13 protein-coding genes are annotated in these 23,654 nt (G+C 43.9%); 9 read left to right on the top strand and 4 right to left on the bottom strand.

Annotated elements, in window-relative coordinates:
* Nucleotides 1-467 precede the first annotated feature (467 nt).
* Nucleotides 468-2,834, bottom strand: coding sequence for an AraC family transcriptional regulator (locus NSS67_RS26825; RefSeq protein WP_339316776.1), 2,367 nt, complete (start codon nt 2,832-2,834; stop codon nt 468-470).
* Between the two features lie 224 nt (nt 2,835-3,058).
* Between NSS67_RS26825 and NSS67_RS26830 the strand changes: the two genes are divergently transcribed.
* The 8 genes from NSS67_RS26830 to NSS67_RS26865 all read left to right on the top strand — a co-directional run bounded on the left by NSS67_RS26830 (nt 3,059) and on the right by NSS67_RS26865 (nt 15,700).
* Nucleotides 3,059-4,030, top strand: a complete 972-nt coding sequence (locus tag NSS67_RS26830) for an ABC transporter permease subunit (RefSeq protein ID WP_339316777.1) — start codon at nt 3,059-3,061, stop codon at nt 4,028-4,030.
* Between the two features lie 102 nt (nt 4,031-4,132).
* Nucleotides 4,133-5,020: a carbohydrate ABC transporter permease gene (locus NSS67_RS26835; protein ID WP_339316779.1), complete on the top strand. Its 888-nt coding sequence runs from the start codon at nt 4,133-4,135 to the stop codon at nt 5,018-5,020.
* Nucleotides 5,021-5,070: 50 nt separating this feature from the next.
* Nucleotides 5,071-6,642 carry an ABC transporter substrate-binding protein gene (locus tag NSS67_RS26840; protein WP_339316780.1) on the top strand — a complete coding sequence of 524 codons (1,572 nt, stop codon included), beginning with the start codon at nt 5,071-5,073 and terminating at the stop codon, nt 6,640-6,642.
* A gap of 151 nt (nt 6,643-6,793) precedes the next feature.
* Nucleotides 6,794-8,950 carry a hypothetical protein gene (locus NSS67_RS26845; RefSeq protein WP_339316781.1) on the top strand — a complete coding sequence of 719 codons (2,157 nt, stop codon included), beginning with the start codon at nt 6,794-6,796 and terminating at the stop codon, nt 8,948-8,950.
* Between the two features lie 15 nt (nt 8,951-8,965).
* Nucleotides 8,966-10,180 carry a Gfo/Idh/MocA family oxidoreductase gene (locus tag NSS67_RS26850; protein WP_339316783.1) on the top strand — a complete coding sequence of 405 codons (1,215 nt, stop codon included), beginning with the start codon at nt 8,966-8,968 and terminating at the stop codon, nt 10,178-10,180.
* A 24-nt stretch (nt 10,181-10,204) separates the two neighbouring features.
* A complete protein-coding gene (locus tag NSS67_RS26855; RefSeq protein WP_339316784.1) occupies nt 10,205-13,180 on the top strand; it encodes a glycoside hydrolase family 2 TIM barrel-domain containing protein in 2,976 nt (991 codons plus the stop codon).
* 107 nt (nt 13,181-13,287) lie between these two features.
* Nucleotides 13,288-14,346, top strand: a complete 1,059-nt coding sequence (locus NSS67_RS26860; RefSeq protein ID WP_339316786.1) for a hypothetical protein — start codon at nt 13,288-13,290, stop codon at nt 14,344-14,346.
* Between the two features lie 4 nt (nt 14,347-14,350).
* Entirely contained in the window at nt 14,351-15,700 is a 1,350-nt protein-coding gene (locus NSS67_RS26865; protein ID WP_339316787.1) for a hypothetical protein, read from the top strand.
* A gap of 372 nt (nt 15,701-16,072) precedes the next feature.
* Here NSS67_RS26865 and sigK read toward each other — a convergent pair whose 3' ends face one another.
* Nucleotides 16,073-16,774: an RNA polymerase sporulation sigma factor SigK gene (gene sigK, locus NSS67_RS26870; protein WP_042125228.1), complete on the bottom strand. Its 702-nt coding sequence runs from the start codon at nt 16,772-16,774 to the stop codon at nt 16,073-16,075.
* A 177-nt stretch (nt 16,775-16,951) separates the two neighbouring features.
* Entirely contained in the window at nt 16,952-18,523 is a 1,572-nt protein-coding gene (locus tag NSS67_RS26875; RefSeq protein ID WP_339316788.1) for a ClC family H(+)/Cl(-) exchange transporter, read from the bottom strand.
* 162 nt (nt 18,524-18,685) lie between these two features.
* On the opposite strand from NSS67_RS26875, the gene NSS67_RS26880 reads away from it, so the two are divergent.
* Nucleotides 18,686-18,979 (top strand): response regulator, encoded by a 294-nt coding sequence (locus tag NSS67_RS26880; RefSeq protein WP_339316789.1) that lies wholly within the window; start codon nt 18,686-18,688, stop codon nt 18,977-18,979.
* A gap of 205 nt (nt 18,980-19,184) precedes the next feature.
* Here the strand turns inward: NSS67_RS26880 and NSS67_RS26885 are convergent, their stop codons facing one another.
* On the bottom strand, nt 19,185-23,531 hold the full coding sequence (locus NSS67_RS26885; protein ID WP_339316790.1) for a glycoside hydrolase family 3 C-terminal domain-containing protein: 4,347 nt from the start codon (nt 23,529-23,531) through the stop codon (nt 19,185-19,187).
* Nucleotides 23,532-23,654: the final 123 nt, after the last annotated feature.

Genomic DNA, 23,654 nt, shown 5'->3' on the forward strand with positions numbered 1-23,654 from the left:
AATACAGCTTTTTTAGCGCTTTCATTTTCCTCAAACCAAACTTGAACTTCTACCTCCTTCCAAAACTGATGTTGTTATTGCTTTGCCTGTTAATAACTAACTGCTATTTGTCTGAAGTTCATTATTACGGCACCCAACTTTATTCTTTATTTCACCTCTCTTTGCTGCATACGTTTGACAAGATTATATCTTGTTAAACAGGGTACTGATAACGCTTACAGTATAGTTTGGCTACTCGCAAACCAACAACTTCAAAAACTGTGGATTTTAATGTTTTTTAACATTATTCGTAATATTAATATTCAGAGCCATTAAATCACTATATTTTAAAGAATTAATTTGCGAATTCACTTAGGTATGGTTGAAGTAAAGAAAGCGATCTGCCAGACGTAAAAAAAGCCCTACTCCCCAGTGAAGGGGAATGGGCTGTATTCAATAAACTTGCTTAAGCTGTAAAAACAGCACATTCAATCATCATCTGCATCCTGTCCTAAATGCAACCTGTATTCGCTGAGAGACATGCCAAAATGCTTCTTGAATCGCGTGTAAAAATAGTTATTCCTTTCAAGACCAACCTTCTCGACAATCGTAGACAAGGGCATTTTGGAGTTGCGCATATATCCATCCAGCTTTTGCATTCGCAAATCAAAGATATATTGCGCAATCGACTGCCCGCATGACGTTTTAAACAATCGACCTACATAATTCGGAGACATACGCAACTTTTCAGCAATTGAACTTAAACATAAGCCTGAATCGGAAAATTCCTGTTCTACAATTCCGATAATGCGCTGAAATAAATAATCGTTATTGTTTGACGAGTTTTTTAACATCATTACCTTACTGCATAGCTTTGTCAAAAAGGTATTCATAACATCATCAATGTCCGTGATCACTTCTGCATCTTGCAGTTTGTACAACAGCTCCTGCATAAATAGATCTTGATTATCCTTTATGGCAGGCATTTTGCTAAATACACCGGAATAAAGACAATAAATCAAATGTATAATACACGATATGATTTCATTATAAGAACAGTTATACAACTGCTTATTAATAGATTGATAGATGACAACGGCACCTTCAATATCTCCTTCAAGTACTTTTTCGATCAGCTGTTCTTCCTTCTTCACAGGTACATGGAAATCATCCATATTGATTTCATCCATCATATAAGGTGAAATAATGCATCCATGTCCATAACGGATCTTAAGTTGAATCGAACCCTTCATACTGTTATACATGCTAGGCAAATGTTCCATTCCCTTAAACAAGGTGCTATACGTCATAGATAAAGATATACGAATAAATTGTTGTGTTTTACTTTGCACTTCACGTAAATATCGCTCTATTTTTTCCTGCACTAGCTTAAATTGCGTTACTTCTGCACAATCAACTAACACTACAAATTTATCAGAATCACAACTGAATATTTCACACGGAATTTCCTCCGCTATTTCTGCTGCAATATTCACAATGGCATAACGCAATGCCCAACGCTCTTCTTGAGTATTTTCTGACCTAAATTCACTGTAATTGTCTATTTTGAATAGACACATACACAGCTGATTGGAGGCGATATAATCTAAGTCCAGATCATGAATCTTCTCTAGAATAGTATTCATCGAATACGTTGAACTTTCACTTAACAGGGAATTTAGTATATCTTGTTTGGCAGCATAGCCGGTTTCTCGCATTAATTTATCAAGCTGCAAATTCCGCTCTTTCATCGATTCAAATACCGCTAGAATAACTTGAAATTCTTCCATTTCAGACACGAGTGGATCGCTTTTTTCAGGAACTTCTCCTTTTATGATTTTCGTAATGGCTTGAATAGGATTATTCAGTCTGCGTGCCAAGAACAGGCAAATGAGTGCGCAAAAAATAAATACAGCTGCAACGATCCCCGCCGACACGATTGATGCGGTGATTACATCCTTGAAAATTTTTTTGAAGGGTGTAACACCCATGATGTACCAGTTGTTTGCATTACTTTTACTGCTCGAAACAAGATAACTGATTCCGTCAATTTTTTGCACCTGATTCAGGTTGCCGTCCAGTTCCTGTGCTTTCCGACCTAATGTCCGCACTTCACTCATGTCATGAGCAAAATCCGGTGAAAGGGCCATACTTAAAATAGAACCGTTGGAGTTAACCACAAAAAAAGATGTTTCAGGAACTGAATCACTACTGTTAATCGCTTGGATAGAATTCGTAAGCGCTTTCGTTCGGATGTTTACAACGATAGCATTTTTCAAGCCAGATTCCGTGGTCCCTGGTTCAAATAATATATATGAACACACATTTGCCGATTGTGTTGCTTCATCAACAGATGCCACAATGGGACGACCATGATAATCGGCCACAAATTTTTTGTCAGTTAACAACTTTGCAATTGCCTGATCTGAAAATTCAGACGATGACTTAATTTCACCGCTGCGTGAGGAGTAGTACAAATCCAACCCCGTATTGTAAAGATACACGCTGTCGATGTCGTTCAGTGTCAGAAAGTGTTTGTCAATTACCCTGCTTGCTGCAATTGCAACACGCACATCATTCTCTTCCATGTTTAAATAGGAAATGATATCTTTGTCGGTGTAAAGAGCATTTCCAAATTTTTTAGCGGTCTCGTCGAGATAGGTAATACTGTAATTGGATTGAGCAATCAGTTTTTCGTTAAAGCCGTTAATTAATGAAATCGTAGTTCGTAAATAAGTAAATGACAAAAAAGTCGTAAGTAAAATAGTGATGATGAACGAGATAATCAAAAAAGAGAAAAAAGATTTACGTAGAAAGCTCGTACTACCTTTTTTTGTTTTTTTTGAGAGCTTCATTACGACCTCCTAGTGACAGCTTCCTAGTATATATTGTTTTTTATTATAGTTATAAATAAATAATACCTCAACAATTTATTACACTTTGTAGATTTCGCTATTTTTTAGAGATACCCAAGTGTTGAAAAACAAAAAGAACAACATATTTGTTTGTTGAACCTCCCCCCCCTCTTAGCTACAGTAATAGCAGACGTACAAACAATACAGAGAAAGGGGGTGAAACAATGAAGACGATTACAAATGCAATTCCGAATCGCACGGGTAAGCCGCGCAGAACATTGCGTAGTGCGCGCCGTCAGACTCCATTCTATTTAATGATGGCACCCGGATTAATTTTTGTTGCGATCTTATCTTACTTCCCGATGGTTGGCGTTATCATTGCCTTCAAAGATTACAATGCACGTGATGGTATTTTCGGAAGTCCATGGAAGGACCCACTATTCAAAAACTTTGAGTTTTTCTTTAAATCCGACTTAGCGAAAAGCGTTACCTTCAATACTCTTTTTTACAATTTAATAGAAGCAGTTGCCGTTACGGTTTGCGCATTAGCATTAGCTATTCTATTAAATGAAGTAAAAAATAAATTTGTATCTGCTACCTATAAGGGATCGATTTTGCTGCCGACCTTCCTCTCATGGATTGTCATCCAGTTCATTCTCTTCAGCCTATTGAGTGTTGATCGTGGTATTGTCAACAACATGATTACAAACAACGGCGGAGAGGCCATTTACTGGTACAGTGAGCCATCTTACTGGCGATACATCTTGCCAATTGCTTATCTATGGAAGAACGTCGGTTACTATTCGGTGCTGTATGTAGCGGCGATTGCCGGGATTAACACTGACTACTATGAAGCTGCGCAACTGGACGGTGCTTCGAAGTGGCAACGTATTAAACATATTACATTACCGCTTTTACAACCGACCATCATTGTTCTTTCACTGCTGTGGGTTGGTAAATTGTTCAATGGTGGTCTGGGTGACTGGAACGGATTCTACACGCTTGCAAATGATGCGGGTGCTCTGTACTCAACAACAGACGTTATCGACACACTTGTATTCCGCTCGTTGAAAAAAGTCAATGACTACGGCATGTCGTCGGCAATTGGTTTATATCAATCGGTAGTTGGTTTCTTCCTTGTGTTGATCTCGAATTACATCATTAAAAAGAGGGATCCCGATAGTGCACTATTTTAATCGATCCGAAAGGATAAAATTACACTTTCAGATCGATCTGCAGAAACGGAATACTGTCTTTGAAAAAAGACTTAAACCCGTTTCTAATTGGGAGGGAAATACATGCTTCTGAAAAAACTACATTTTTCAAAATTAATGATTCATCTTACGTTCATTGCCATGAGCCTAGCCTGCATCCTTCCGCTGCTTTTAGTTGTATCCATATCATTTACGGACGAGCGATCGTTGATGCTCGATGGATATCGCTTCTGGCCCCAAGTGTTCAGTCTGGATGCTTACAAGTATGTATTCAATGGGGCAGGCTCTATTATGAATGCATATGCGGTTACGGTTTTTGTGACGGTTGTTGGCACACTTTTACATTTGCTGTTTACTTCCATGCTGGCGTATTCGCTGACACGGCCTGAAGTAACTCATCGCAAGGCGCTCTCATTCTTTGTGTATCTTCCGGTTCTATTTAACGGCGGTCTTGTTCCTCAGTATATTTTACTGACGCGAATTCTGCATCTGAAGGATACGATCTGGGTACTGATTATCGTCTATCTGGTGTCGGCAGTTAACATACTGATTATGAAAAATTTCTTCCGTACGATTCCAGATTCATTAATTGAGTCAGCGCGTATCGATGGCTCGGGTGAAATCCATACTTTTTTCCGGATTGCACTTCCTCTTTCTAAACCATCGTTAGCAACTATCGGTCTCTTTATAGCGATTGCATACTGGAATGACTGGATGACCGCATCATTGTACATTGAATCACAAAAACTACGCCCCCTACAATATCTGCTGCAATCTTTGATGAACAACATTGGATATTTGCAGTCGAACGCACAAGCTTCACAGTCAATGGAGTCTGCTATTGGAATGCTTCCTAGTGAAGGCGCGCGCATGGCAACTTGCGTACTCGCCATCGGCCCTATTATTTTGCTGTATCCTTTACTGCAAAAGTACTTTGAAAAAGGCTTGACAATAGGCGCTGTAAAAGAGTAGTTTCACCGGTAAAACACCGGAAAATTAAATAAATTTCAGGGGGAACGACAATGAAGAGATTTTCCGCAATTCTGTTGTCTGTAACGATGCTGTTTACCATGATGCTGACCGGCTGCGGGCAGAAAGAAGCAGGCTCAACCGACGATTCTATTACGGCTCCGGCTGAGGAAAAGTTGGTTGAACTCAACTTCTACATGATGAACAGCCCTGTCAATGAATTTGACCGTATCATGAAGAAGGCAAACGAAATCATTGCCAAAGAAATCAACGCAAAATTAAATCTCATTCTGGTAGACAGCAGTACTTATGCTGACAAAATGAATCTGATGATCAATTCCGGCGATGACTGGGATCTAGGATTCACTGCTAGTTGGGGCGGAATTAATTTCTTTGAAAACGCTGCCAAAGGGGCTTATGCTGACCTGACCGACCTTCTTCCTAAATTTGCGCCCGAAACTTATTCCCGGATCCCCGAAGGCCTATGGGAAGGTGTGAAAGTAAAAGACCGTATCTATGCAGTTGTTAACTATCAGCAGTGGGGCACCTCCAAGCGCAACGGTTTTCAGTTCCGCAAAGACCTGGCGGAAGAAACGGGCTTTAACTGGGAAGCTGTAAAAGGCAAGTCAACCATTGAAGCCCTCGAAATGATTGGACCTTTCCTTGGCGATGCGCTCAATAAACACCCTGAGATGATCGGTTTTGAAACCAGCTCTACTTACAGCTTGTTTGCGAATGACCCGCTCTACTGGAATATGGAATCTGTCGGCGATATGAGTATCCCTGGCTGGATTAACCTTGATAATCCAGACAAAGTCATCAACCAGTATGAGACAGAAGATTTTGCGAAGTTCTCTGAAATTATGCGCGATTGGTTCCTCAAAGGTTATGTTCGCAAGGACGGTGCAACTGTAAAAGATACGACTCCTGACCGTAAAGCGGGTAAATTCGTCGCTGAGAAAAATTACGGCTGGCCGGACAGTATCGACGTTCCTGAGCAAAACCTTGCCATGTCAATGATGCCAAAGGATGGAACAGCCCCTGCTGTCTCCGTTTCCAATACTCGTACGATGATACCGGCAGGAGCTGGTTCCACTGCGGCGATTGCAATCAATTCCGAATCGAAGCACATTGAGAAAGCTTTGGAACTTATCGAGCTGCTTAACACCAACGATGACCTTTACAAACTCATCACGCTCGGTGAAGAAGGCGTTGACTACAAATATAATGAAGATGGTGCGTATACACCGGTTGAAGGCAAATACAGTTTCAACTGGAACGAGTGGCAGATCGGTCAATCTTATAGCCCAACTTTCAACCGTGCTCAATATGACAAGAACAAGAATGGCGAAACCCAAAAAGAGATCCAAACATTTGTCTATGAAACGGACAAGACAGCAGATATCTCACCCGTTACGGGCTTCGTATTCGATCCGACACCTATAAAAACTCAGCTTGCAAACTGCTCCGCAGTTATAACCGAGATGGTTCCGGCACTAAGCTCCGGTTCAGTAGATCCTGAGAAAGTATTGCCTGACTTCCTTAAGCGTTTGAAAACTGCTGGCGTGGACGACATCATCAAAGAAAAACAGGCGCAATATGATTCCTGGAAAGCAAACAAATAATCTCGCACTCCTTATGAAATCCGGTGTATTGAAATATCTTACACCGGATTTCTATTTAATAAGCGAAAATAGAAAGGAACCCACTATGCGTTATTCTCTTATGTGTAAATCCTTTAACGGCAGTGAAGTACTAGACTGTGAGATTGTTTCCGTGAATCTGGAGAACAGTTATTATACTTTTTCTCGCTACCCTTGCAGCGTTTCGATTACAACGCATACCCTGCCGCAAGGCCACCGTTTGGAAATTACCTTGTCTTTTCACGAAGAGAGAAAAGTTCCGATGAATTTTTCGCTTTCGATGGAGGCCGGACAATGGGAAAAAGGCAATTATGTGTTGATGCCAGGTGCGGTTTATAATGGTAACCGCTTTACAAGCTTGCCTCTTCCCTATCCGCCTTATTATGCACCTCCCCAAAATAGCCCACTTACAGATGCCGAAGTCATAACCAGCATTCCTCATCTCGATATTGAGAAAACAAAATCGCGAATTTCTTTGCTTTCTGGTGATATGGCATCTCCTTTATGTGGATTTTATGATCTCAACGATCAATCTGGTTCTGTCCTGCTCAGTGAACACCAATGCGGGGGTTATTATACTGGCTTTACCGTCGATGAAAATCAAGTCGATCGCCAAGCCTCTTTTGTACTCTCCGTTCCGGGCGTACGTGAAAATACGCAATATTTTTTTGGAGATCAAAACGACGGACAAGGCTTTTGTCCAGATGTCTCAGCTCCATCTCAGGATACCGGAGCTTTGTTCAAGCAAGGTGAAACATTGACTCTTACTGCTTGTGTCTTTCATTGGCAGCAAATATCTTTGCCTGACTTTTTCAAACAGGTGAATGGTTCGAAAACAACGTTGGAGATTCCGGAGCTTTTTTATAACGTTCCATTTTATAAGGCATATATAAGCATCAAAGAAAAATACCAAAGAGAAAACTTTATAGAAGAAGGATATTACTCCGTAGGGACCGACTGGAATATACCTCAACAGTGTTGGCAGGCAGGCTGGATTGGTGGAGGAATGAACAGCTATCCGTTCTTACTGGAAGATACATCCGAAGCACGGCAGCGAGCATTGTCTACCCTTCGCTTTATTTTTTCACGGTTGCAGCATCCCAGCGGATGGGTATTCGGCATGTATGGAAACGGAATATTTTATGGTGACGGCTTCGACAGTAACTCTGACACCATTTTGCTCGTCCGAAAAAATGCCGACTTGCTCTATTTCGTAATGAAGCAGCTATTGTGGCTTTCGGAGAATCACCACTCCACAATCGAGTTTGAGCGACCGGTAAAGGCTCTTTGCGATGCATTTGTACGTTTGTTCCGAAAATACGGGCAGCTCGGACAGTTCATTGATATGGCTACAGAAGAAATAGTAATAGGCAATTCTGCCGGAGCATGTATGGCTGTGGGCGCGTTGGCACTAGCAAGTGAATATTTTCAGTCTGCGGAATACCTCGATGTCGCCGAACGGCTCGGTGAGTATTATTACAATAACTATTTAGAAAAAGGCATGCTGAACGGCTGTCCAGGAGAAATCTGTCAAGCACCGGATAGTGAGGCGGCCTTCGCCATGCTGGAAAGCTATGTGCAACTATTTGAGACGACGCAAAAGAATATCTGGCTTTCTCGTGCACAAGAAACCTGTGAAATTGCCATGACATGGGTCATGAGCTATGACTTTGTGTTCCCTGCATACAGTACAGCTGCAAAGCGTGGTGTTCATAGCAGCGGCACTGTATTTGCTAACGCGCAGAACAAGCATTCTGCTCCTGGGATTTGCACACTTTCAGGCAACAGTCTTCTCAAGCTGTTTCGTTTTACTGGCAATGCAAAATATCTGCAAGATCTACATGCCATTGCACACAGTTTACCGCAGTATGTATCTCTGGCGGAAGATCCGGAGTTTACGCTCGAAAAGAAATATTTGCCTCCTGGATATATGAATGAACGTGTGCAAACAAGTGATTGGGAAGGCAAGGAAACCGTTGGTGAATTCCTCTATGGTTCCAACTGGCCGGAAGTTTCCATGCTGCTTACGTTTGTGGAAGTACCCGGTATCTATGTGGATTTTACCAGCCGCACTCTTCAGGTATTCGACCATGTAGAATGCTATGTCACACAGTGGGATCAGGATTCCGTACACATGGAAATGTATAATCCTACAGCGTACAGCACGATGGTTACGCTACTTGCGGATGAACGCACAAACGCTCGGCGCTTAACGCATAATTACTTTGGAAATATGAAGACGGTTCCCCTTTTAGCCGGTGAGCGTATACAAATTGAACTAAAAAAATAATAGGAGGTCCTCCTTTTGTTGAATATTGGTGTTATTGGATACGGCGTGCGGATCGACATGCTGATGGATGATTTATTCGCGCTACCTTATGAAGTCCAGATCAAGGCAGTAGCAGATCCCGACCATGAGCGCGTGCAGGCTTTAATGAAGAAAGACGGCTCCAAAGAATCGATGCACCAAATGGGAATCGATAAAATCGACGGACTTTTGCGTAGCTGTGAGATGAATCCGGATACCATTACCTTTTATACGGATGCGGATGAAATGCTGGACAACGAAAAACTGGACGGCGTGATCGTAGGTACGAACTGCAACACGCATACTTATTTCGCCAAAAAGGTACTGGATCGCAATCTGCCGCTGTTTTTGGAAAAACCGGTGGCGACTACGCTGGAGGATTTGAAAACGCTCAACGAGTGCGATGCGAAAGCAACGGCTCCCACAGTTGTTTCCTTCCCCTTGCGAGTCACACCGCTGGTGCAGGAGGTCAAGCGTATTCTGGATGGCGGTACGATTGGTAAAGTAGAGCATGTACAGGCGTTTAACGATGTAACCTATGGCTTTGTATATTTCCATGACTGGTACCGAGATGAATCCCTTTCGAAAGGGCTCTTCTTGCAAAAGGCTACGCATGATATAGACGTCATCAACTATCTGCTGGGTGAAGAACCTGTGAACGTTTGTGCCATGAAATCCAAACAAATATATAAAGGCGACATGCCTGCCGGCCTTCGCTGCAGCGAATGTGACAAAATGGAAACCTGTATGGACAGCACTTACAATATCACTCATGTGCGCAATGACACTCCGCGTAACGACTATTGCGGCTTTGCGGTAGACACCGGTAACGAAGACTCCGGCAGCATGATTGTGAAATACGAAAGCGGCATGCACGTCATGTATTCGCAGAACTTCTTTGCCCGCAAAGGTGCCGGGCGGCGAGGTGCCAGACTGTACGGCTATAAAGGTACCGTGGAATTCGATTTTATTACGAATGAAATCAAGATATTTGACCATATGAGTGACAAAGTAACCACCGTGCGGATTGATGATCAAGGCTCGCGTCATGGCGGCGGTGATATTGTACTCATGCGGAATTTCGTACACCTGATGCAGGGCAGAACCACCGAATCTGTTGCCCCACTAAAGGACGGGATTCGCAGCGCCCTTGTATGTCTACAAGCCAAAGCGTTTTCCGAAAGTGATCAATTTTATCCTGTTACTTTATAAATCAAACGATAATGGAGAGATAGTATGAATTATAATTACCACCAGGATTTAAATATCGTTCGTATGAACACGATGCCAGACCGGACTTATTACATTCCATGTGCACCCAGCAACAACTCCACATCGAAAGAAAATAATGAGCGTGTTTTTCTCTTGAACGGAAGCTGGATGTTTACGTATTATCCTTCCTTTGCGGAGGCTTCTCTGGAGGGTGTTTCAGACAATGTGCTCCCGGTTCCGTCCAACTGGCAAATGTACGGATACGATAAGCATCAGTATGTCAACATTGATTATCCGATACCGTATAATCCTCCCTTTGTTCCAAAAGAGAACCCATGCGGTGTTTATAAGCGCACCTTCTCCGTGGAGCTTACAGAGGAAATGCAGTTTTATTTGAATTTTGAAGGTGTGGATTCCTGTCATTATGTATTTCTCAACGGCGTATTTATAGGCTTCAGTCAGGTCTCACATTCCACTGCGGAATATGATATAACTCCGTTTTTGCAAGATGGTGAGAATGAAATCGCCGTTATGGTCTTAAAATGGTGCGACGGAACCTATCTGGAAGCGCAGGATAAATTCCGCATGTCGGGCATTTTCCGCGATGTATATCTACTGCAACGCCCGCAACATCATGTAAGCCATTATGTTGTACAAACGTCCTTACAACATGAAAGTGCCACGGTATCATTCAAGTTTGATGATGTCGGTACGGCACTGGTTAAATCCGTCAAAATCCTGAACGCCGAGGGCAGGGCCGTGGCACAGGGCGAAACATGCGACGATACGCTGAGCCTGACTTTAGAAAATCCTGAGCTTTGGAATGCCGAGCAGCCGTATTTATATCAGATGGTTCTTGATACCTTACAGGAGCGAATTATAGACATGATCGGAATTCGCACGATATCCGCACAGGGTAATGTGCTGCTTGTCAACGGTCAGGCGATCAAGTTCAAAGGTGTAAACCGTCACGACAGCTATCCCGATACCGGCTATGTGGCTTCGCGCGAGCAAATGGTAATGGATTTGCAGTTGATGAAGCAGCACAACATCAACGCCATTCGCACATCGCATTATCCAAATGCGCCGGAATTTTATCATTTATGCGATGAATACGGCTTTTATGTGATTGACGAGGGTGACATGGAAACACATGGCGCATGGACAAGTCATGGCGATCGCGATGATGACTGGTATGCGCTTGTCCATCACGATCCACGGTTTGAAACGGCGATTGTAGATCGTGTGCAGCGTCTAGTCACTCGCGATATCAACCGTCCTTCTGTAGTAATCTGGTCACTTGGCAACGAGAGTGGATTAGGAGTCAATACGTTAGCTGCTGTTGATGCTGTGCGGAAGCTAGACAGCTCACGTCTGGTTCATTATGAATCAAAAAACTTTATGCCTGAGGATCAGGGGAAATTCAACTTTGATATTCTGGATGTAGAAAGCTATATGTACCCTGATCTAGAATATACAGAAAAGCTGGCTCAGGAGTGCAGAAAGCCATTGATCTTGTGTGAGTTTGCCCATGCTATGGGCAATGGTCCTGGCAGTCTATCCGAATACTATGATTTGTTCTATCGTTATGATGGCTTTGCCGGAGGCTTTGTGTGGGAATGGTGTGATCATGCTATATTGCAGCATGATGCTAATGGCAACGCACAGTATCTTTATGGCGGGGATTTTGGAGAAAAGCTGCATGATGGGAATTTCTGTGTGGATGGATTGGTTTATCCCGACCGTACACCGCACACCGGATTGCTGGAGCTGAAGAATTGTGCTCGCCCTGTTCATATAACAAGAGCAGGGAATAGATTCTCTGCAGAAAACAAGCTGGACTTTGCAGACCTCTCCGATGCTGTTACCATCGTCTGGTCGTTGGAGCAAAACGGTACTAAAATTGCAGAAGGTAGCATTGCTAACTTCAAACTTGCCCCGCATGCAAAAGCACCATTACCGCTTTCGCTGCCACCAATAGATGGTGCTCGTGTTTATCTGAAGTTTGAATATCTGCAAAGAAACGCTCATCCGCTGATCCCAGCCGGAACATTACTTGGATTTGATCAGTTTGATCTTTCCACAGAAGACATGAGTGTGTCCTTGCCAGTATCGCACTCTGCCGTAACGGCTGAGCAAACCAAAACCGGATGGCTGGTGTGTGGAGAAGCATTTTCCTATCATTTTAATACTGCATTGGGCACGTTTGATTCGTGTGTGATAAACGGCATCGAGTGTTTTGCCAGACCAGCTGAGTTTGATATTTACCGCGCCCCTACTGATAACGATATGAATGAGGCTGGAATAGCTAGTTACAGTAAACGGTCATGGAAAAGCCTAGAACTGGATGCGGCTTATACCTATACTTACGAAACATCGGTAGAACAATCTAATACTTGTGTTACCATTACCTGCCCTCTATCACTTGTTGCAGATCGTGCTGCTCCTTTCTGCAATATTCAAGCAGTTTATAATGTGTATGGAAGCGGAGTTGTAGAAGTGTCTATGCATGTATCCGTACGTAAGGATCTGGCCTATCTACCGCGTTTTGGGATGCGCTATTTTCTAACCGAGGATTTTCAGAATTGTACCTATTTCGGCTATGGCCCACAAGAGAGCTATAGCGATAAACACGCTGGTAGTTATAAAAGTATGTTTAATGCAACCGTTCCTGAGCTTTTTGAAAACTATATTTATCCGCAGGAGAACGGCTCGCACTCCGGCACAGAAGAATGTACTCTCTCGAATGCGAATACAACACTTAAGGCATTCAGCACAAAGCCTTTCAGCTTCTGCGCCTCGGAGTATACACGAGAAGAACTAGCTGCGACAAAACATCATTTCGAACTGCAAAAAAGCGGCTGCACTGTCTGGAACATTGACTATGCGATGACGGGAGTCGGCTCTGGTAGCTGTGGTCCCTACACAATCGAGCAGTATCGTTTAGCTGAGAAAGAATTTGTGTTCGACTATATGTTTATGCCTAGAAGAAAACTTTAAACAAAAGGAAGTAGGGTGTAACACTCCCTACTTCCTTTGTATCTCCTCCCACACATGTGTAATTACAAATGATTTGTTTCAACAAATTTTATGGTGGAGGTTATCAAATGTCACAACAAAAATTCACCCTGTATTTGATTCATCACAGTCACACAGATATAGGCTATACCGATTATCAAGAAAAAATAGAACTGCATCATATTTATTATATTAAAGAAGTCATTGATATTCTAAATGCCATTCATGCGGGGGAAACCAAGTGGGAAGGCTTCAAATGGAATTGTGAAAGCTTCTGGTGCGTAGAGAAATTCCTCGAAACCGCTGATCAATCCTATATCGATGATTTTATTAAATATGTCAAATCGGGTGAGATCGGACTATCTGGCAACTATCTCAACATGACAGAATTAGTTGATTATACCGTTCTAAACAATACAATCGCTCGCAGTGTAAAAAGTATGGAGCGTTACTCGATTCAAATGGCTTCTGCCATGACCGCTGATATTAACGGCTATGGCTGGGGATATGCTGATGCGCTATATGAGAATGGGATCCGAAACTTAATGTCCTGCATTCATACGCATCATGGCTACCACCCTTTATTCAAGAAGCAAATGCCTTTCTACTGGCAGTCGCCAAAGGGGAATAAGTTGCTTGTATGGAATGGAGAGCATTACCTGATCGGCAATGAACTGGTTTGTAACGAATATGATTATGAGTATTCGATTCATGATGGTCTAATGCATGAACACTTGAGTAGTTTCGATATGGCTGAAAAAAGAATCGAATCCTATGTAAGAGTGCTAAAAGAGCAGCAGCATCCTTATGATTTCGTACCTGTCAGTATCTCAGGAGTAATGAGAGATAACTCACCTGCAAGTGCCAAAATCATCGAATTCATTCATGAATACAATGCGATACACGGTCAGGAAATTGAGCTTCAGATGGTAACACTGGATGAATTTTTTGATATTCTAAACCAAGCTAAAGTTGAAATTCCAACCTATTCTGGCGATTGGACAGATTGGTGGGCTGATGGCGTAGGGCTCTACACCAAATATCGTCCAGCATTATCGCGAAGCAAGCAGAAAGCTGTACGCTGCACGTCAGCTGGATCCGGATGGGAAAATTATTGGCAAAGAAGTATTCGACAGCACCGAATATAATTTAATGTTCTATGCTGAGCACACTTGGGGGTATTCATCATCCATCGTTGAGCCATGGCATCCGAATGTCAATAAACTCGATTTAAGGAAAAGCTTATTTGCGCTCAAAGCCAATGAATCTGCATCAAGAGCTATCAACAAAATAACTTATTTCCACGGTGAAACTTCTATCTCAGTTCATAAGCAACTGACTTTTGGAGCTATTAATCCACATGATTTCCCTGTAATAGATGTCCTAAATGTTAGTTTGGAATCTTTATTTGGACACAGGCATTTTGAGATACTGGAGAAGGATACTGGACTAGTTGTACCTCATCAAATCGGACATTATGCTCGTGGATACGAAGTCAATATCCTAGTGAAGCTGGATGCTAAGCAAAAGAAAAGCTACGTGATCAGGGACATTGCCGCACCTCCTTTAATATCAGCAGGTAATTGTGCCAAGGTAGCCGTCGAGGGTGTAAACGATTTGGCATCAACATTTGCCGAAACACTTCAGACGGGCTCAGTTGTAACTCCTTATAAACTGGATAACAAGTTCTTCCGTATTCAATATGAAGAAGGACAAGGCATCACTTCGATCTATGACAATATCAATGATAAGGAGCTAATCAAACCAACCAGCAAGTTTAACGCCTTTACTCCAATTTATGAAGTAACACCTGTGAAAACAACCCAGTACGAGGAAAGACGTCTGATGGGACGAAACCGCAAAGCCGTGCATACGCAAAGGGATATTGGAAAACTCCTATCTGCCACTGTGTTGGAAGATGGACCACTTTATTCTCGTGTTGAGTTCGGTTACCAGTTGCAAGGCACCAATGCCAGCTCTCTTATCCTAACTGCATACAAAGAGATTCCTCGAATTGATGTCGATTTCCGCTTCCATAAAACAAGTGTGTGGGAACCGGAAAACTTGTATTTGGCATTGCCGTTCACAACAGGCTATGACAATGAAGAATTTTGGGTTGAAAAAACTGGTACGATCTTCCGTCCAAGAATAGACCAATTACCTGGAACATGTACGGATTTCTATGCCTTGCAAGATGGCATGTGCTATCAGTCATCGAACAGCTCTCTAATCATCGCGACACCTGATACACCTCTTATTGCAATGGGAGATATCAAATCACATGAGATCAAACTATGTGGTGAAGAAGGTGTCAACAATATTGATGATGTATATGCATGGGTAATGAACAATTTCTGGGAAACTAATTTCAAAGTAGATTTAGGCGGATTCCATCAATATCGTTATTCCCTTCTGCTAAATGATTCGAATAACGTAGATGAAGCCTTTCAAGCAGCAAAAGCTACGAACTATCCTGTTCTAGGATACTATTCTTTCATTTAATAGCATATGGACCATGAAGAGGACATCATTGAATGATGTCCTCTTCGACGTGGGTCAGCACAACTGGAAAATATTACGAAGGAGCATGCCGATGTTCATCGTGATGATAAATGCGACCCAAACGTATGCAACCCTGCAATAGTACCAGGGGTAAGCTTATGTTTCTTCTCGAAATGCTCTTTCTTTAATGATTCGAACAGCGTTTTCTTCAGCTTTATTCGAAAATTCTGCTATGTTCTAACAAAGGCCTTGATTGTCCCAATTGCTCAAGCACACTGTAACCGATTTCTTTCACATTTCACATAATTCTTTTGAACTATAAGTCTACATATGACAGCAAAAAGAGTCTGCCCGTAGACAGACTCTTTAGTTTCACCGCTTCGCCTTATAAAACTCATGATACAGCTTCATGAGTGCTCTCTTCTCTATCCGCGAAACATAACTCCGCGAGATCCCCAGCTCCTTAGCAATTTCCCGCTGAGTTCTCTCTTCTCCACCAGTATCCAAACCAAACCTGCCCACTACAACTTCCTTTTCCCGGTCATCCAGTATATCAAGGTTTCGATAAATCTTGCTCTTCTCGATCTTCAGATCCACCTCTTTAATGACATCATCTGCTTCGGAGCCAAGGATATCGATAAGCGTAATTTCATTACCTTCCTTGTCTGTCCCAATTGGATCGTGCAAAGATACATCTTTACGAGTTTTTTTGAGCGATCTTAGGTGCATTAGGATTTCGTTTTCAATACAACGAGCCGCAAATGTAGCCAGTTTTGTGCCTTTGTTGGGGCGGTAGCTTTCGATAGCTTTAATCAAGCCAATTGTTCCGATGGAGATTAAATCCTCCATGTCTTCTCCAGTATTATCGAATTTTTTTACTATATGGGCGACAAGTCTCAAATTGTGCTCGATAAGCAAATTCCGGGCTTTAGCATCCCCTTCAGCCATCATGCCTAAGTATTTGCTTTCCTCCTGCTCCGAGAGCGGCTGTGGAAATGCGTTGTTCCTTACGTAAGATACCAGCAACGTCAGTTCTTTGATTAGCAACGCGATCGTACTTAAGAATCCAGGCAACTTGGCGACACCTCCCGCACTTGTACAATGAAACCGATCTGTTAGCCTTACGGGTTCATGGTCATCTTATTGTATGTGGGTAGATGCCCAGAAGTGCATGTACGGGGGAAATTGTACAGCCCATGCCTAGTCACTCAGCTACAGCTTCAATAATGATCTCATCCATCAGCTGTTCAATTATGTCCATGTACTTTCGCTTGCGGCAATATGCAAAGATTCCCTAACATCTGAGGCATATCTTTCACCAGTGAGTATAGTTAGATAATCTCCCCCAAGCAGAACAAAATCACCGTGCGGAAGTTTCTCCGCCGAGCCGCGCTTCACAGATACAATAAGACATTCGGCAGGCCACTTATATTCCTTGATGGAGATTCCATCTAACAGCGAGCCAGCGTGTATTGGAAACTCCAAAATAATCTTGCCGGATTCTTTGGTTTGAGATTCCGTCTTTCCTTGATGAAGGAAACGCTCGAGCAGCACCTCATAAATAGGTTGCGAACGAAAAAACTCTGCGGTCATATACGCTACAAGGCAAACGACGCCCGTAGACAGCAGGTTCGTGAATGTTCCTGTCATTTCAGTGATTAATATAATTCCCGTTATAGGTGCCTTCAAACTGGCAGTAAGATATCCCGCCATCGCCAATATAAGAAAGCTGCTTTCGCTCAGTACAGGACTGCCCATCAGGCCATTCGCAAGCTTACAGTAAATCACACCTACGATTCCACCAATCACTAGCATAGGCAGGAATATGCCGCCAGGGGCGGATGAGCCATAACTGATCAAGGTGAACAGAAATTTAACAACCAGAATAAGAATTAAAAGCTTTAATGAAAAGGGACCTGCTACCAGATCATTGATCAGATTGTTTCCTCCACCAAGCACTGAAGGTAGGCATAGCCCTAATATGCCAGCTAATAAAAAAGGAATCACTGGTCGAAACTGTGCTGGCAGCCAGGTTATTTTTTTGTATAAATCCTGAAATCCATAAATCCCTTTGTTAAAAAACATCCCCATGACGCCTACAAGAATGCCCAAAAGAATTAAATGATAGAACTGTGAAAGCGGAATGGCTCCAATATTGGAAAAATGAAACACCGGACTCATGCCAAAAAATTCCTTAGACACAAAATCAGCCACAAGCGATGAGGCCAGCGCGGCAATCATGACCAATGGCGAAAAATTCATGTGTACTTCTTCGAGTGCAAAGATGACACCTGCGATCGGCGCATTGAAGGCCGCTGCAAGTCCAGCACTAGCTCCGCAGGTAATCAGCATATGCGATTCTGTCTTCGTAGTTCGCAATACACGGCTGAAACCCTCCGCAACCAGCGCTCCAATTTGAATAGAAGGACCTTCTCTGCCTAGAGACAGCCCTGCCCCAATGCTGATCGCACCCCCGGCAAATTTGGCGATGACTGCTTTCCACCAATTCATTTCTAATCTATTCTGGAGTGTCGCTTTTACTTGAGGAATACCACTTCCGGAAATAGCGGGTTGATATTTAACAAGCATACCAGTAAACCATCCAGCGATTGCCAGCAGAATTAGCCACATAGGCACCAGCCATAGATGTTCCAATTGATAATGATAAAAAATAAGGACATGCTCCAAAGCATATTCCAGAACAAAACGAAATAACACAACAACAATTCCAGACAATAATCCAACTGCAATTCCACCTGCCAACAGCCTAAATTTAAAATTAAACCAGGTGTCGAGCAATTTACGGGTATCATTTTTATCCAATTAAAGGACCTTCTTCATGTGTTTTTTTCACGAATTACATTTTACTCGCATAAAGGATATATAGCCAGTGTCCAAAATGTTATATTTTCACACTGTTTTCAAACATTTTCTTAACATATTGCGATTATGATGAATTCATTCGTCTTAAACAGGAAGATTAATATGGTCAATAATCTTGTTGTCCCTTACGAAGTCAAAGGTTGTTTCAACCCGCGTGAGGCATATGATTTGATGTATATCAATCTGTACGACCTTATCATCTCAGACATTATGATGCCGGAGATTGATGGCTTTGAATTTGCAGAAACGGTGCGAGGGATTAACAAGACTATCCCTATTCTTTTTATAACCGCCCGGGATGATATTTCCTCGAAACAAAAAGGGTTACGCGCAGGCATTGACGATTACACGGTCAAGCCCATCAATATGGACGAAATGGTATTGCGTTCCCTGTGACAGTGCAAGAATTCAACATACTTTACAAATCGCTCTCCTACCCCAACTATACCTTTTCACGTGCCCAGCTTAGGGACAAATTTTCCTGCTGTGAGAATTTCAAAATCGTGACTACCAACAACAAAAGACCCGCAGAAGGCCGCCCACCTTGGCGCGCCTCCCGCAGGTCTTTGTTTGGCTATCACATCAACCTACACGCACTAGATCATTTCTTGTAGGTATAGTAGATGAGCACCGCTGCTTCAGCACGGCTCGCTGTTCCACCCGGGTTCAGATTCACTCCGTCACCTTTAACGATACCTGCCTTGACTAGTGATGCAATACTACTTACCGCATAACTGGAAACCTTTGAAGCATCTCTGAATCCTTTCAGATCTGCCATTGAACCTTCTTCGGGAAGCTTTCCAGCTGCCTTCATCACCCTAGCGATCAGCACCATCATATCCTGCCGGCTGATTTCGGCATTCGGATTGAAGTTTCCGTCCGCACTACCCTTAGCAATTCCGAGAGCTTTGGCGATGGTCAACGCCTCAGCATAATAAGCGCCCGAATTGACGTCAGCGAACTGATCTGTTGAATCCGAACTTAGCTTGAAGGCTCGGACTACCATCACAATAAAGTCCGCCCGCTTGATCTTTCCTCCCGGCGAGAACATTCCCTCACCAGTGCCTTTAATAATGCCTTCCGCCGCAAGCTTGTCGATGGCCTGCCTTGCCCAGTCATATCGGCTAGGAATATCCCGGAAAGATGTTGCTGACGGTTCCGATGTTCCCGGCTGCGGATTTCCAGGGTTTGGTGTCTCCGACGCTGCTGGTCTACTAGTCGGTGTTGGTGTTGGCGTCGCAGTGGTGCCCGGATTCGTCCCGCTATCACTGCCACTACTGCTACCGCTTGTCGGTGTAACCGATATGTCCGACTTGGCTCCTTCGCCCAACACGTTGCTTGCTGATACGGCAAATGTGTACGATTGACCATTGTTCAATTTCGTAATCACTGCGCCAAGACCGTTATCTTTCCAGGAAATATGCTCGGTAACTGGTGTGTAGACTTCCCTTTCCTTGACGTACACTTTGTAGCCTTCTGCATTCGCGATAGCTGGCCAGCTTATAGTGGCTTGCTGGTTTCCAGCCTGTGCTGTTGGCACAACGCTACCTGGCACCGCACCAGTCAACTGGATGCTGTCCACTCGAACATTCGGATTTTTAAAAACTAGATATAGATCGTGCATACCAGAGAGCGTGGTCAACAATTCTCCCGACACATCCGTATAATCCAACTCGGTCACTTTAAATGTGCTACCTGGCACCTCGTGGATTGCAGGAGAAGTAGCATCAAATGTAACGACCGCCAAACGTGTTCCCGTTGGTGAATCTGCTCGTACCTCCACCACTGAACTTTCATTCGTGGAAGCCCCACGCAAGGTGATGCCCGTTACACCGGATAAGCGAACTTGGTTAAGTGCCACCCAGGAGTTGCTATTCTTTGACATGACGGCATAGTATCCGTTCTCGGGTTCTTTCGCTTTAAGCCCCTCCGCTGTACGAAGCTTGGAAACCTCTCGATAGATCACATCTTTAGAAGCAAAAGCATGATCAAATACGCTGACAGGCTCTTTGGCCGCATCGAGCTTCGCAATGCTCTCGTCATCGTAGGAGAGTGCTGCGGACAACGGAAGATGATTAGATGATTCGCCCACCATTAGAGTGTAACTTCCCGTCTCGGTCACATATTCATTGCGGTTGACGTCCCACACGGCGAAATCGGATGGGTTCACTGTAAGCTGAACGGTCATCGTCTCTCCAGCATGAATATACGCCTTTTCATAGGAAACCAGCTGTTTCTTAGGTGTATGATCACCGTACTTGGAGTTGTTGTTTTTGATATACAACTGAACCACCTCAGAAGTATTAACAGCTCCCGTATTCGTCACATCTACAGTGATTTCAAAAGGCTCTTTACCGCTAACGCCAGACGGCACGCTTAAGTTCGAATATTGGAAGCTGCTGTACCCCAGTCCGTAACCGAATGGATACGTTACTTGGGCATCGGTATACATGTAAGTCAGCTTACTCTCAAGCGGATCACCGGTTGTCATATCCACTGTAAATCGCGGGTCGAGCTCGGCCAAAGTCACCGGAGTCGCTACCCCTTCAGGCAATGAATAATGATCAAGAACCGGCAAAGCTTCCATTCCGGCATACCATGTCGAAGACAAGCGGCCAGTAGGTGCATAATCACCGAACAGCACATCCGCAAGCACCTTGCTATCGTATTGACCGGCATACGGCTGATACAGAATGGCAGCTACATTCTCATTGTTTTGAATGGCTTCCATGTTCACCGGCGCATTCGACTTAACAATTACAACCGTCTTTTTCGGAAAAGCCTGCGCTACTTGAGACACAATCTTGTACTGATCCTCTCCCAAGTTAAGATCCGATCTGTCTGCACCTTCGCCAGCACTATGTCTGGCCGGCGCACCGACCACAACTACGGCGTAATCATTGCCCGAAGCCCAAGCACTCGCATCAGCTCCCGCTTCCTTCAAGACAATTTCTTGGAACTTCTGATTGTCAGTTCGCGCCGCGGCGCCAGCTTGATTAGTCAGAGTAGTCGACGACAGATCAAGTCCATCTGATCCGTTCACGGTAACAAACCGACCAGCGGTATAGTAGGCGGTTTCAAATCCACCTCCGAAGCTCTCCGAATACGTGCCAGAGATCAGAGAGACGGTACCGTCGCTATTTGCTTCATGACGGAAGCGACCCGGAAGCGTACTGGCATCCGCCACATTGGAGAATGGATTCTCAACGAGATTAAGCTTAGTGGCATCGCTATTTTGTACTGTACGACTGCTGCCGCTTGTTACATCCTTCAGCCATTTTCCATTGGCAAGTGACAAGTAGCTATAACCGCCTTGGCCCCATGCGTAAGCCTCAAATGCTTGGGATGCCGTATAAGCTTTTCCGGCAGCACTATAGGCATAGACACTATCTGTTACGGTTGCCATATCCGGTGCAAGGAAATTCGCAGTGAGCTGAGCACCATTCGTATAAGTTGAAGCCGTAACCGTTTGATGATTCGCGACAGAATCGAACGCAATTACGGGAGCGCCTGTACCAAAGGTAACATTGCCACTACCAATCACTTCCCGAATGGCTCCGAGTGGGGACAGCCCAGCCCCAGGCAATACCGGTGTTTTAGATACAGAGTAAGTCGCTTTAAACCGGGTATCCGCCAACAGCCCCGTTACAGCAACGTTGCTGGATTTGGACAACGGCAGCAAATTGTTGTCGTTCTTCAGCAGAACAACACTTTCTCGTGAAGCGTCGAGCGCAACGGCCTGGCTTTCGCTCAATGTATAATTCTGTGGACTCCGGTCGCTGGCTAAATCCGAGAATGGATAGCTTTTTGGCGAACCATCCGGATTTTTCTCATTAAAGTATCCGGTACGCACCCACATCTCGATTTGACCGCGGACGCTATTCTCTAGATCCACACGGGTCACACCAAAAGTCCCATTGTTTACTGCATTCAGAATGTTCGTGCGGGTGGAGCTTGTCGTATTGGCATGATTTCCGCTAAGCAGTAAAAGCGCTGCCGCACCGTCTGCGTCCGTATAGTTCTGATAACCGTTGTTGAAGCCTGCGGTCATCGCGCGATCGGCAGCTATAAAATCGCCTACCGGCAGCATGCTATACGGATTTGAATTCGAAGCACGGATAATATTCGGTGAGATATGGTTAGGAACTCCGTTCGTTCGACCATAAGTAGTCATAATGCTTTGTACCACGCCAGCTTGTAAAGGATATAGGAAGCTTTTCATTTGGTATTCGTTGAGCGCTCGGGCGCTTGCATAAAATTGGCCGCTTGCTCTAAACCATTGCGCCAGATAGTTGGTATAATGCTTCGTACCCAATTGAGCTTTTAGCCAGAAACCATCTTCGTTGCCAGCCTCGCCGTAGCCAGTGATGCCCTTAGCCATGGAATTAATCATCGTTCCGGCAAGTACAGGATCCTCTGCATAGCCCTCCTCAAATCTACCGCTAAGTGGGTTCGTCCGTAAATCAGATACGGCAGAGAACATCAAAGTATTCGGATTAGCCAGGGTCACTTCCCCCCGCCGTTCATTCCCCATGACCGTCCCCACTTGGCTGACAAGATCCTTATTCCAGCTTTGCCCCAAAGCGAGCATGGAAGGCATATCTGTGCTTACACCCATAACACGGTCAACTCCACCGGCTGCCGTTCCGGGCAATGTATAACCTCCCGCGATTGTACGGGCTGTGCCGGCGCTCTTCTGATCCGCATAATATGCCAAATCCTCAATGCTCATATCAGCTAAAATCAAATCTACAAATGCATCCAGATGACTTGGCACACCATCAAAGATCGGCATGTTAGATGCGCCTCTAGCAAACTCAATCGGTTCATTATCAGCCGCTCTCGCCTGATTCGGTGCGACCGTTGATATCATGGAAATGATAAGAGCCAAAATCAGACTAACAACAATTATTTTTCTGAGGGAAAAACCTTTCATTCCACTGCTCATGTGATTGCTCCTTTTAATTTTTTTGGACAAGTCTCTCGCATTTAACTGATGACAGTCTAGTTGTTGCTGTCCTCTTCAGAAATTTAAAGAGTCGTCGATGAGAAATCACATGATGCAGTCTCT

This window comes from Paenibacillus sp. FSL R10-2734 (assembly GCF_037963865.1).
In the GTDB taxonomy this organism is placed as follows: domain Bacteria; phylum Bacillota; class Bacilli; order Paenibacillales; family Paenibacillaceae; genus Paenibacillus_AQ.

Bases quoted from the DNA above. Each gene is read 5' to 3' on its own strand.
- NSS67_RS26860 (WP_339316786.1), top strand. From the start codon at position 13,288: ATGTCACAACAAAAATTCACCCTGTATTTGATTCATCACAGTCACACA.
- NSS67_RS26855 (WP_339316784.1), top strand. From the start codon at position 10,205: ATGAATTATAATTACCACCAGGATTTAAATATCGTTCGTATGAACACG.
- NSS67_RS26865 (WP_339316787.1), top strand. From the start codon at position 14,351: ATGTTCTATGCTGAGCACACTTGGGGGTATTCATCATCCATCGTTGAG.
- NSS67_RS26880 (WP_339316789.1), top strand. From the start codon at position 18,686: ATGGTCAATAATCTTGTTGTCCCTTACGAAGTCAAAGGTTGTTTCAAC.
- NSS67_RS26885 (WP_339316790.1), bottom strand. From the start codon at position 23,531: ATGAGCAGTGGAATGAAAGGTTTTTCCCTCAGAAAAATAATTGTTGTT.
- NSS67_RS26830 (WP_339316777.1), top strand. From the start codon at position 3,059: ATGAAGACGATTACAAATGCAATTCCGAATCGCACGGGTAAGCCGCGC.
- NSS67_RS26825 (WP_339316776.1), bottom strand. From the start codon at position 2,834: ATGAAGCTCTCAAAAAAAACAAAAAAAGGTAGTACGAGCTTTCTACGT.
- NSS67_RS26840 (WP_339316780.1), top strand. From the start codon at position 5,071: ATGAAGAGATTTTCCGCAATTCTGTTGTCTGTAACGATGCTGTTTACC.
- NSS67_RS26835 (WP_339316779.1), top strand. From the start codon at position 4,133: ATGCTTCTGAAAAAACTACATTTTTCAAAATTAATGATTCATCTTACG.